This is a genomic window from Actinophytocola sp. (assembly GCF_035634895.1).
Classification (GTDB): Bacteria; Actinomycetota; Actinomycetes; order Mycobacteriales; family Pseudonocardiaceae; genus Actinophytocola.
Genome location: NZ_DASQCC010000091.1, coordinates 1 through 9,696 on the forward strand (window position 1 = coordinate 1; position 9,696 = coordinate 9,696).

The 9,696-nt window shown below is 71.0% G+C and carries 11 protein-coding genes; 2 read left to right on the forward strand and 9 right to left on the reverse strand.

Annotated elements, in window-relative coordinates; all coding sequences use genetic code 11:
- From VET29_RS12605 to VET29_RS12635, 7 genes are all read right to left on the reverse strand, one after another.
- The coding region (locus VET29_RS12605) for a polyribonucleotide nucleotidyltransferase (protein WP_324919421.1) at nt 1–1,503 on the reverse strand (1,503 nt) is incomplete at its 3' end.
- Nucleotides 1,504–1,745: 242 nt separating this feature from the next.
- Nucleotides 1,746–2,015 carry a 30S ribosomal protein S15 gene (gene rpsO / locus VET29_RS12610; protein ID WP_324919423.1) on the reverse strand — a complete coding sequence of 90 codons (270 nt, stop codon included), beginning with the start codon at nt 2,013–2,015 and terminating at the stop codon, nt 1,746–1,748.
- Between the two features lie 104 nt (nt 2,016–2,119).
- A complete protein-coding gene (gene thpR, locus VET29_RS12615) occupies nt 2,120–2,674 on the reverse strand; it encodes an RNA 2',3'-cyclic phosphodiesterase (RefSeq protein WP_324919425.1) in 555 nt (184 codons plus the stop codon).
- A gap of 5 nt (nt 2,675–2,679) precedes the next feature.
- Nucleotides 2,680–3,159, reverse strand: a complete 480-nt coding sequence (locus VET29_RS12620; protein WP_324919427.1) for a helix-turn-helix transcriptional regulator — start codon at nt 3,157–3,159, stop codon at nt 2,680–2,682.
- A 153-nt stretch (nt 3,160–3,312) separates the two neighbouring features.
- Nucleotides 3,313–4,266: a bifunctional riboflavin kinase/FAD synthetase gene (locus tag VET29_RS12625; RefSeq protein ID WP_324919429.1), complete on the reverse strand. Its 954-nt coding sequence runs from the start codon at nt 4,264–4,266 to the stop codon at nt 3,313–3,315.
- 263 nt (nt 4,267–4,529) lie between these two features.
- A complete protein-coding gene (locus VET29_RS12630; RefSeq protein ID WP_324919431.1) occupies nt 4,530–5,396 on the reverse strand; it encodes a S1 family peptidase in 867 nt (288 codons plus the stop codon).
- Nucleotides 5,397–5,437: 41 nt separating this feature from the next.
- Nucleotides 5,438–6,313, reverse strand: a complete 876-nt coding sequence (locus tag VET29_RS12635) for a sigma-70 family RNA polymerase sigma factor (RefSeq protein ID WP_324919433.1) — start codon at nt 6,311–6,313, stop codon at nt 5,438–5,440.
- Nucleotides 6,314–6,386: 73 nt separating this feature from the next.
- On the opposite strand from VET29_RS12635, the gene VET29_RS12640 reads away from it, so the two are divergent.
- Both VET29_RS12640 and VET29_RS12645 read left to right on the forward strand, forming a co-directional pair.
- A complete protein-coding gene (locus VET29_RS12640) occupies nt 6,387–6,848 on the forward strand; it encodes a carboxymuconolactone decarboxylase family protein (RefSeq protein ID WP_324919434.1) in 462 nt (153 codons plus the stop codon).
- The gene (locus tag VET29_RS12645; protein WP_324919436.1) at nt 6,845–7,279 is read left to right on the forward strand and encodes a nuclear transport factor 2 family protein; all 435 of its coding nucleotides are present in this window, start codon (nt 6,845–6,847) and stop codon (nt 7,277–7,279) included. The genes VET29_RS12640 and VET29_RS12645 overlap by 4 nt, the downstream gene beginning before the upstream one ends.
- Before the next feature lie 13 nt (nt 7,280–7,292).
- Here the strand turns inward: VET29_RS12645 and truB are convergent, their stop codons facing one another.
- Together truB and VET29_RS12655 are read right to left on the reverse strand one after the other, a co-directional pair.
- Entirely contained in the window at nt 7,293–8,195 is a 903-nt protein-coding gene (gene truB, locus VET29_RS12650) for a tRNA pseudouridine(55) synthase TruB (RefSeq protein WP_324919438.1), read from the reverse strand.
- Nucleotides 8,196–8,222: 27 nt separating this feature from the next.
- The gene (locus VET29_RS12655; protein WP_324919440.1) at nt 8,223–9,515 is read right to left on the reverse strand and encodes an MFS transporter; all 1,293 of its coding nucleotides are present in this window, start codon (nt 9,513–9,515) and stop codon (nt 8,223–8,225) included.
- Between the last annotated feature and the right edge of the window lie 181 nt (nt 9,516–9,696).

The window sequence follows — 9,696 nt, forward strand, 5'->3', positions numbered from 1 at the left end:
CACCAGGCCCATGGCGATGCCGGACACCGGCGCCTTCAGCGGCACACCGGCGTTGAGCAGCGACATGGTCGAGGCGCACACCGAGCCCATGGACGTCGAGCCGTTGGAGCCCAGCGCCTCGGAGACCTGGCGGATCGCGTAGGGGAACTCGTCCCGCTTCGGCAGCACCGGGATCAGGGCCCGCTCGGCGAGCGCGCCGTGGCCGATCTCGCGCCGCTTCGGCGAGCCGACCCGGCCCGTCTCACCGGTGGAGAACGGCGGGAAGTTGTAGTGGTGCAGGTAGCGCTTGTGCGTCTCCGGGGACAGCGAGTCGATCTGCTGCTCCATGCGCAGCATGTTCAGCGTGGTGACACCCAGGATCTGGGTCTCGCCGCGCTCGAACAGCGCCGAGCCGTGTGCCCGCGGGATGATCGCGACCTCGGCGGACAGCTGCCGGATGTCGGTGATGCCGCGGCCGTCGATGCGGATCTTGTCGCGCAGGATGCGCTGGCGGACCAGCTTCTTGTTCAGCGACCGGAACGCGGCGCCGATCTCCTTCTCGCGACCCTCGAAGGCGCCGCCCTCGACCGCGCCGACCTTCTCCAGCGTGGTGGCCTTGAGCTCGTCGATCGTCGACTCGCGCTCCTGCTTGCCGGCGATGGTCAGCGCCTGCGCCAGCTCGTCGGACACCGCGGCCGTGACGGCCTCCAGCGCGTCCGGCTGGTAGGCCGGGAACGTGGGGTACTCGCGGGTCTCCTTGGCGGCGACCTCGGCGAGCCGGGCCTGTGCCTCGCACAGCGCCTTGATGAACGGCTTGGCGGCCTCGAGGCCGCTCGCGACGACCTCCTCGGTCGGCGCCTGCTGGCCGTCGGCGATCAGGTCGAGCACGTTGCCGGTGGCCTCGGCCTCGACCATCATGATCGCGACGTCGCCCGACTCGACCACACGGCCGGCGACGACCATGTCGAACGCGGCCTTCTCCAGCTGCTCGTGGGTCGGGAAGGCGACCCACTGCTCGCCGATCAGGGCGACGCGCACGCCGCCGACCGGGCCGGAGAACGGCAGGCCGGCGAGCTGGGTGGAGGCGGAGGCGGCGTTGATGGCCACCACGTCGTACAGGTCCTGCGGGTTGAGCGACTGCACCGTGATGACGACCTGGATCTCGTTGCGCAGACCGTCCACGAAGGACGGGCGCAGCGGGCGGTCGATCAGGCGGCAGGTCAGGATCGCGTCGGTGGAGGGACGGCCCTCGCGCCGGAAGAACGAGCCGGGGATACGGCCCGCCGCGTACATGCGCTCCTCGACGTCGACCGTCAGCGGGAAGAAGTCGAAGTGCTCCTTCGGGTGCTTGGACGCCGTGGTGGCGGACAGCAGCATGGTCTCCTCGTCGAGGTAGGCCACGACGCTGCCGGCGGCCTGCCGGGCGAGCCGGCCGGTCTCGAAGCGGATGCTGCGCTTGCCGAAGTTGCCGTTGTCGATCACGGCGGTGGTCTCGTGTACTCCAGCCTGGCTGAAGTCAGTCATGTAGAAACTCCTCGTTTCCTCTCGGGCGCGCGCACACCCCATACGGGGCAACAGGCACGGGGGTAGAGGTCCGAACGAGGCCGGTCTTCGATCGAAGTCCCCGGGGCTTTCATTCACCCGGCGACCACTACCGAGGACCGGCGATCTGATCCCCGCACGCGGCGATTGCTCGCCCTTGTTCGTCTGTAAGTCCGAAAAGACTCGGGGGGAGCGGTCCAGTTCGACCACTCCCCCTCAGGGTCCTATCGGCGCAGGCCCAGTCGCTGGATGAGCGACCGGTAGCGTTCGATGTCCACCTTCGTCAGGTAGTTGAGCAGCCGGCGGCGGCGGCCGACCAGCAGCAACAGACCCCGACGAGAGTGGTGGTCGTGCTTGTGCACCTTCAGGTGCTCGGTCAGGTCGCTGATGCGCTTGGTCAGCATCGCGACCTGGGCCTCCGGCGAGCCGGTGTCCTTCTCGTGGACCCCGTAGTCCGCCAGGATGGTCTTCTTCTGTTCGGTGGACAGCGCCACTCGTTGTTCTCCTCGTATGAGATGTGCCGTGTTTCGCGGTGTTTCGGGTACCAGCCACCACGGACCGCAGCCGGACCCAACGACCAAGGTTAACAGGCGGGTAATCAGCGCTGCTTACCGGGCGCGCTCGACAGCGACACCCGGTCCAGGGCGTCGTACACCGGCCCGGCCGGTGTCAGGTCACTACGGAACAACACCACCTCGTCAGTCAACCACCACCGACCACGATACCCGTCCAGCGCGGCGGCCGCCCTGACAGCGGCCTCGTTGCCGGACCGCCCGCGTTTCCACCGGGCGACGGTGACGTGCGGGACGAACGCCAGCTCGTCGGTCTGCTCGCCGAGCGCGCCGGCCAGCCCGCGCAGCGCCGCGGCATGCTCGCCGTCCAGCGCGTTCACCCCGATCCAGAGCACGCCGGGGAACCGGCCGGAGGCCCGCAGCCGGATCCGGAACCCACGCAGCCCGGCCGCCTGCCCGCGGAACCAGGCCGTGCGGCGGTCGGCGTGCTCGCGGTCGCCGTAGAACCCGAGGGTGATGTGCCAGCGGTCGGGCGGCGCCCACGTCAGCTCGGGAGCGGTGGCCCTGGCGCCGGCCAGTCGTTGGGCCAGCTCGTCCCGGACCTCGCCGGGGAGTTCGATCGCCGAGAACAGGCGAACCATGCTGCCTACTGGGGCTGACCTGCCCTCCGCAGCAGGTCGGCCAGCTCCGGGAACCGGCCGTTGAGCAGGCCGGCCGCGGCGGTGAGGTCACTGGGCTCGGCGACTCGGCGCAGCGCGGCGACCGCGACCCGGTCGTTGCGGCCGATGTCCACCGGCAGGTTGTCCCTGGTCACCGAGGGTCGGGAGGCGCGGACCTCCTCGAGGGCGCGGACCAGCGCTTCCTTCTTGCCGGCCGCCACGTCCGGCACCAGGACCTTGCGTTCGAGCATGATCAGCCGGGCCAGCACCGCCGGGTTGCCGATCTTCGCGCGGCGACCGCTCATCACCTGGCTGAGCATGGGCGCGCTGATGCCGAGCACCTCGGCGAGGTAGGCCTGGGAGATGTCGAAGGCCACCACGAGCCGGCGCACGCGGTCGCCGAGGGGCTCCCCGTACCACTCGCGCTGCAAACCGAGGTTGCGCTGGACGATCTTGTGGTCCTCCACCGTCGTTACTCCCCTGAGTCCCGCTCATCCTTGACGCGCTGTATTCAGTGCCGACCTCAGAGCATCTTGCCAGTACTACGCGGGATACGCGGCAAAACCGGACAGCCGTTCGCATCTGCATCGTGCGCGGTCCACCTGGGGGCCACCGCCGGCTCAGGAGAGCAGGTCCCGAGTCCTTCGCACGTCGCGGTGCATCTCCTCGACCAGGGCCGCCGAGGAGGCGAACTTCTCCATGTCGCGCAGCTTGGCGACGAAGTCGATGCCGACGCGCTGCCCGTAGAAGTCCTCGTCCACGTCCAGCACGAACGCCTCGACGCGCCGCTCGCGCCCGGAGAACGTCGGGTTGGTCCCGACGCTCACCGCGGTCGCCAGCGGGGCCCGGTCCGGGGCGTTGAGCAGGGAGAACCGTGCCGCGTACACCCCGTCGGCGGGGATCGCGGCGTAGCGCGGGGTGGACAGGTTGGCCGTCGGGAAGCCCAGCTCGTGGCCGCGCCGGTCGCCGCGCACGACGATGCCCTCCAGCCGGTGTGGACGGCCCAACGCCGCCTCCGCCGCGGTCACGTCCCCCGCGTTGATGCATGCCCGGATGTAGGTCGACGAGAACGTGATCTCCTCGCCGGCCTTGTGGTTCGGCACGGTCACGAGCTTCGCGTCCTCGACCACGAACCCGAACCGGTGCCCGAGCTGGGTGAGCGTGGCGACGCTGCCGGCGGCCCGGTGGCCGAAGCGGAAGTTCTCCCCCACCACCACGGCCGACACGTGCAGCTTCTCGACCAGGATCTCGTGGACGAACTCGTCCGGTGGCATCTTGGACAGCTCGAGGGTGAAGGGCAGCACGCAGAACACGTCGATGCCCATGCCCTCGACCAGCTCGGCCTTGCGCCGCAACGTCGTCAACTGCGCGGGGTGGCTGCCGGGCCGGACCACCTCGGACGGATGCGGGTCGAACGTGACCAGCACGCTCTGGACGTCCCGCTCCTCGGCGAGCGTGACCGCCCGGTGGATGAGCTCCTGGTGCCCGAGATGCACCCCGTCGAAGACCCCGATGGTGGCGACACACCGTCCCCAGCCACCGGGCAGGTCGTCAAGCCCACGCCAGCGCCGCACGCGCCCAGCCTACGCAGCCGCCCGCGCCGGGCGGGCGTGACACGTGCTACTCGGGCTCGCGCGCAACGTGGTCGACGCCCCGAGTCCCGCGTTCAGACATACCGAGTCCCGCGTTCACCCATACCGAGTCCCGCGTTCAGACATACCGAATTGCGGTTTCGTGCACACCAAGATCCGGCCCGGCACGCCCGGACCTGCACGAAACCGCAACTCGCTGTGTGCGAACGCGGGACTCGCTAGGTTTGAACGCGGGACTCGCGGGGCTATTGGGTCTGCTGGTGGATCCAGTCGAGCACGACGTCCACCCGCGCGATGATCTCCGCGCCGGGCTGCGGGCACGGCGGGCCGGTGTTCACGATGGCGACGAGCACGCCCGTGCGGTCGTCGTCGCTCACGAAGAACGGCGCGCCCGAGTCCTCGGGGCACGGGCCGTTCTCGACGGTGCGCTGGCCGACCGGCTGGGCCTCGAGCGTGCTCTGCCTGATGCGGGACACGGTGAACTGTCCGCGCTTGAGGTGGTCGGAGGGGCCGAGCGTGGTGGCCGACAGCGAGCCCCACCCGGCGAACTGGAGCTGCTCGCCGACCGCGGGCGGGGCGTCGGCCAGGGTGACGGGAACGATGTCGGTGATCGCGGAGCTGAGCTTGGCGACCGCCAGGTCGTTGACCGGGGACTGGCGGACGTCGACGACCTGGACGGTGTGGCCGCCGGGGTCGCTGTCCTTCAGCTTCCCGACGGTCACCGTCATCACGTACGAGGGCCGGCCGCCGGTCCGCACGTCGTTGACGTCGTGGAAGCAGTGCCCGGCGGTGACTACCCAGTCCGGCGCGATGAGGGAACCGCTGCAGGCGCCGCTGCGCACGCCGCCGTCCGGGGTCGGGATGTTCCGCGAGGTCAGCTTCGCGTTGAACGGGAGGGTCGGGTTGGGCGGGGGTGGGGCGGGCGTGGTGGCCTTCGCGGTGGGCGATGTCCTTCCAGCGGGCGCCGCGTTGTCGGTGGTGGTCGGCGCGGCCAGTCCCGGCCGGGTCACCGTCCCTCCGGTGACGACGTACCCGCAGGCGACGCCGGCCCCGATGACCAGCGAGGCCGCCACCGCCCAGAGCCGGCGACGCCGGCGCGAGTTCGTCCGCACTCCCTAGATCACGTATGCGGGGCCGGATCGGTTGAGTCGAGTCACGCGTCACTCGGCTCGGGCAGGCCGAGCCGGGCGAGGCGTTCGGGGTCGGCCAGGATGTTGATCTCGACGATCCGGCCGCCGCGCACGGTGGGGCTGAACACCGCGTACGGCCGCCCGTCGAGGATCGAGACCACCCCGGGCGCGCCGTTGATGAGGACCCACTGGCGGCCCGGGCCTTCCTGTTGGAACAGCAGCGCGTTCCTGGCCACGGTCGCCGCGCCGCGCAGCAGCCGCGACGGACCGGCGGCGCCCGCGTCCACCCGGAGCAGGACGTCCGGGTCGAGCACGGCGAGCAGGGCCTCGAAGTCGCCGTCGCGTGCGGCCGCCGTGAACGCCTCGATCACCTCGCGCTGTGCGGGCACGTCGACGTCCGGCTGGGCCGCGCCCCGCACCCGGCGACGGGCCCGGCTGGCCAGCTGGGTGGCGGTCGCGGGGGTGCGCCCGACGATCGGGGCGATCTCGTCGAACGGCACGCCGAACATGTCGTGCAGCACGAACGCCAGCCGCTCGGCCGGGTTCAGCGTCTCCAGCACGACCAGCAGCGCCAGCCCGACCGAGTCGGCGAGCTCGGCCTGCTGGGCCGGGTCCACGTCCGGGGACGCCACGATCGGGTCCGGCACGTGCGTGTCGAGCGACTCCTCGCGCCGGGACCTGCGTGAGCGCAGCATGTCCAGGCAGATCCGGCTGACCACGGTGGTCAGCCAGCCGTCCAGGTTCGCGACCGCGCCGGTGTCGGAGCGGGCCAGCCGCAGCCACGCCTCCTGCACGGCGTCCTCGGCCTCGGCAAGCGACCCGAGCATCCGGTAGGCCACCGCGCCCAGCCGGGCACGCTGGGTCTCGAACCGCGCGGCCAGGAAGTCGTGCTCATCCACTGTCAGGTTCCTCTCACGTCATCCGTCACAGCGATGACGAACCGGATTCACCCCACCTGACAGGGAGAGTGACATGCAAGCACGGATGCCCAGCCCGGTACAGCTCATCCCGGCCGCGATGAAGGGCCTCTACGCGTACAGCGTCTCGGCGAACGAGCACGGCGTGCCGGCCACCACCATCCACCTGGTTCACCTGCGGGCGAGCCAGATCAACGGCTGCGGCGTGTGCGTGGAGTTGCACGCGAAGGACATGCGGAAGGAGGGTGAGTCCGACGAGCGGATCTTCACGGTGTCCGCCTGGCAGGACGCGCCCTACTTCACGGCGGCGGAGCGGGCCGCGCTGGCGCTGACCGAGGCGGTGACCCGGGTGGCGGACCGCTCGGACCCGGTGTCCGACGAGGTCTGGGCCGAGGCCGCCCGGCACTACGACGAGGAGGGCCTTGCCGCACTGCTCATCGCGATCTCGACGATCAACGTGTGGAACCGGCTCAACGTGGCCACCCGCCAGGTCGCCGGTGTGTGGAAGGCGTCGTGAGCGACCTCCAGGCGGCGGCCGACCGGGTCGAGCTCGCGGCGTTGCAGGCGGAGTTCACCGACGCGGCGATGATGCGGGACTACGACCGTCTCGTGTCGCTGTTCACCCCGGACGGCGTGCTGCGGTGGCCGCACGTGCCCGTGGAGTTCGTCGGCCGGGAGGCGATGCGGGAATCGATCGAGCGGATGCGGAGCGTCTGGGAGTTCTTCGTCCAGCACGCGCACCCCGGCGTGATCCAGCTGGACGGTGACACGGCGGCCGGCCGGACGTACATCGAGGAGTTCGGGCGGTTCCGGGACGGCGGCTCGCACCTGAACCACGCGCTGTACCACGATCGCTTCGCGCGCACGGCGGACGGCTGGAGGTTCGCGGAGCGTGTGTACGAGGTGCGGTACATGGACACCAGCCCGCTGGCCGGCTCCGCACCGTAGGGATTTGTTGTCGCTAGGTCGTCGTCAGGATGACCACGGAGCGGGTGGCGGGCCCCTCGTCGACCGCCAGTGCGATCGCCCGACCGTCCGGATCGAACACTCCGTAGGTGCCCTCGATCCCCGTCGCCGGTAACCGTTGGCCCTGTAACAACGCCTGCGCGTGCGGGTAGGTCACGTCGCGGCGGGGGAAGGCGGCCGCCACGGCCTCGGACAGCGGCAGCGACAGCGCGGGCTGGTCGGCCAGCTTCTCGAGCGTCGTCACCACCCGCAGGTCGAACGGGCCGACGCGGGTGCGGCGCAGCGCGGCCAGGTGCCCGCCGACGCCGAGGTCGGCGCCGAGGTCCCTGGCCAGCGCGCGGACGTAGGTCCCCGAACTGCACTCCACCATGACGTCCAGCTCCAGGCCGTCCTCGCGGCGGGCGGCCAGCAGGTCGAACCGGGACACCTCGACCGGGCGGGCGGCCAGTTCGACCTGCTCGCCGGCCCGGACCCGCGCGTACGCCCGCTTGCCGTCGACCTTCACGGCGCTGACCGCGCTCGGCACCTGCTGGATGTGCCCGGTCAGCTTGGCGATGCCGGCCGCGACGGCATCGTCGGTCACGCCGGAGACGTCCGAAGTGGACAGGGTCTCGCCCTGTGCGTCGTCGGTCGTGGTGGACGAGCCGAGGCGGATGGTCGCGAGGTAGGCCTTGGTGTCCAATGCCAAGTGCCCCAACAGCTTCGTGGCTCGCTCGATGCCGAGTACGAGCACGCCGGTCGCCATCGGGTCGAGCGTGCCGGCGTGGCCGACCTTGCGCGTCCCCATGATCCGCCGCACCCTCGCGACGACGTCATGGGAGGTCATCCCGTCCGGCTTGTCGACGACGACGAGTCCTGGCGGGACGATGACACGCTGTTTGGCGGCTGTTGGTGGCACGGTCAACAATCCTGACACATGGCCGATCTAGGCGGCCGGGGCCAGGTCCCATGAGCGGCGGCGGATGCGGACCGGGACCTCCTCGCCGCGGGAGGCCGCGTCGAAGACCGCCGCGCGGGCGCGTCGCCACCACACCGACGTGCGCCACAGGCCGAGGAGCAGCACCGCGACCACGGACAGGAACGCGATGCGGAACGCCGTCGCCGGGCCCAGCGACGCCACCAGCCCCAGCAGCACGCCCACGGCCAGCGCGGACACGGTGATCGCCACGAAGCCGCCGACGTTCACCACGCCCGTCGCGGTGCCCACGCGGCGCATCGGGTTGTAGTCGCGGGCCAGCGCGAAGGCGGTCGCCGACGCCGGGCCGCCCAGGGACAGGAACGCGAAGCCCGCCACCAGCAGCCACAGCGGGACGTGGCCGCCCGGCCAGCCCAGCAGCAGCGCCCACACGCCCAGCGCCGTGACCAGGTACGTCATCACCAACGGCGTGCGCCATTCGGGATGACTGCTGATCATCGTGCCCACCGCGGGACCGCCGACGATCGCGCCGACCACCAGCAGCGACAGCAGCAGACCCGCGGTCGCCTCGCCGAGGCCCTGCGCCTGCACCAGGTACGGGAAACCCCACAGCAGGCCCAGCATCGCGGGCGCGAACATGGTCGAGAAGTGCACCCAGAAACCGAGCCGCGTGCCCGGTGTGCGCCAGGCGTGGCCGACCTGGGTGAGGACGGTGCGCAGGGACTCCGTGCGGTCCACCGGCTCCGGGACGACACCGACGGGGTTGTCCCGCACGCGGAGCATCAGCACCACCGAGTACACGGCGGTGGCCGCGCCCGTGACGGCGAAGGTGGCCGTCCAGCCCACGCTCGCGAGCAGCAGTGAGAGCGGGACGGTCGAGGCCAGGTTGCCCAGCGCGCCCAGTGCCGCGGTGAACGACGTGACGGCCGCGTACCGCCGGGCCGGGAAGTGCGCCGCGACCAGCCGCAGCACGCTCACGAACGTCATCGCGTCGCCGACGCCCAGCACCGCGCGGGCCAGCAGGCCCAGCGGGTAGGAGGTGGCGAACGCGAACAGCAACTGCCCCAACCCCATCAGCAGCGCCGCGACCGTCAGCACCCGTCGCGCGCCGTACCGGTCGACCAGCAGGCCGGTCGGCACCTGCATCGACGCGTACACCCCGACCTGCAGCACCGTGAACGTGCCGAGCGCCGCGGGCCCGACGTGGAACCGTGCCCCCGCCTCCAGGCTGGCCACGCCGAGCGAGGTGCGGTGGAACACCGCCGCCAGGTACACCAGAACCGCTGTCACCCAGATGAACATTGCCCGTCGAGTGTGCTGCGCGGTCAAGACTCTCCGTCCTCGAGGTTCGGTACCCGGTAACTTAAGCGCTTCAGATCGGGTCATCGTTAGCAGAGCCAACCGTGCGTCTGGTCACACGCGGACCGCGCCGAGCACGGCCCAGCGCCCGGACCTCGCGCGTGCGAGCACCGTCCCGAGCCGG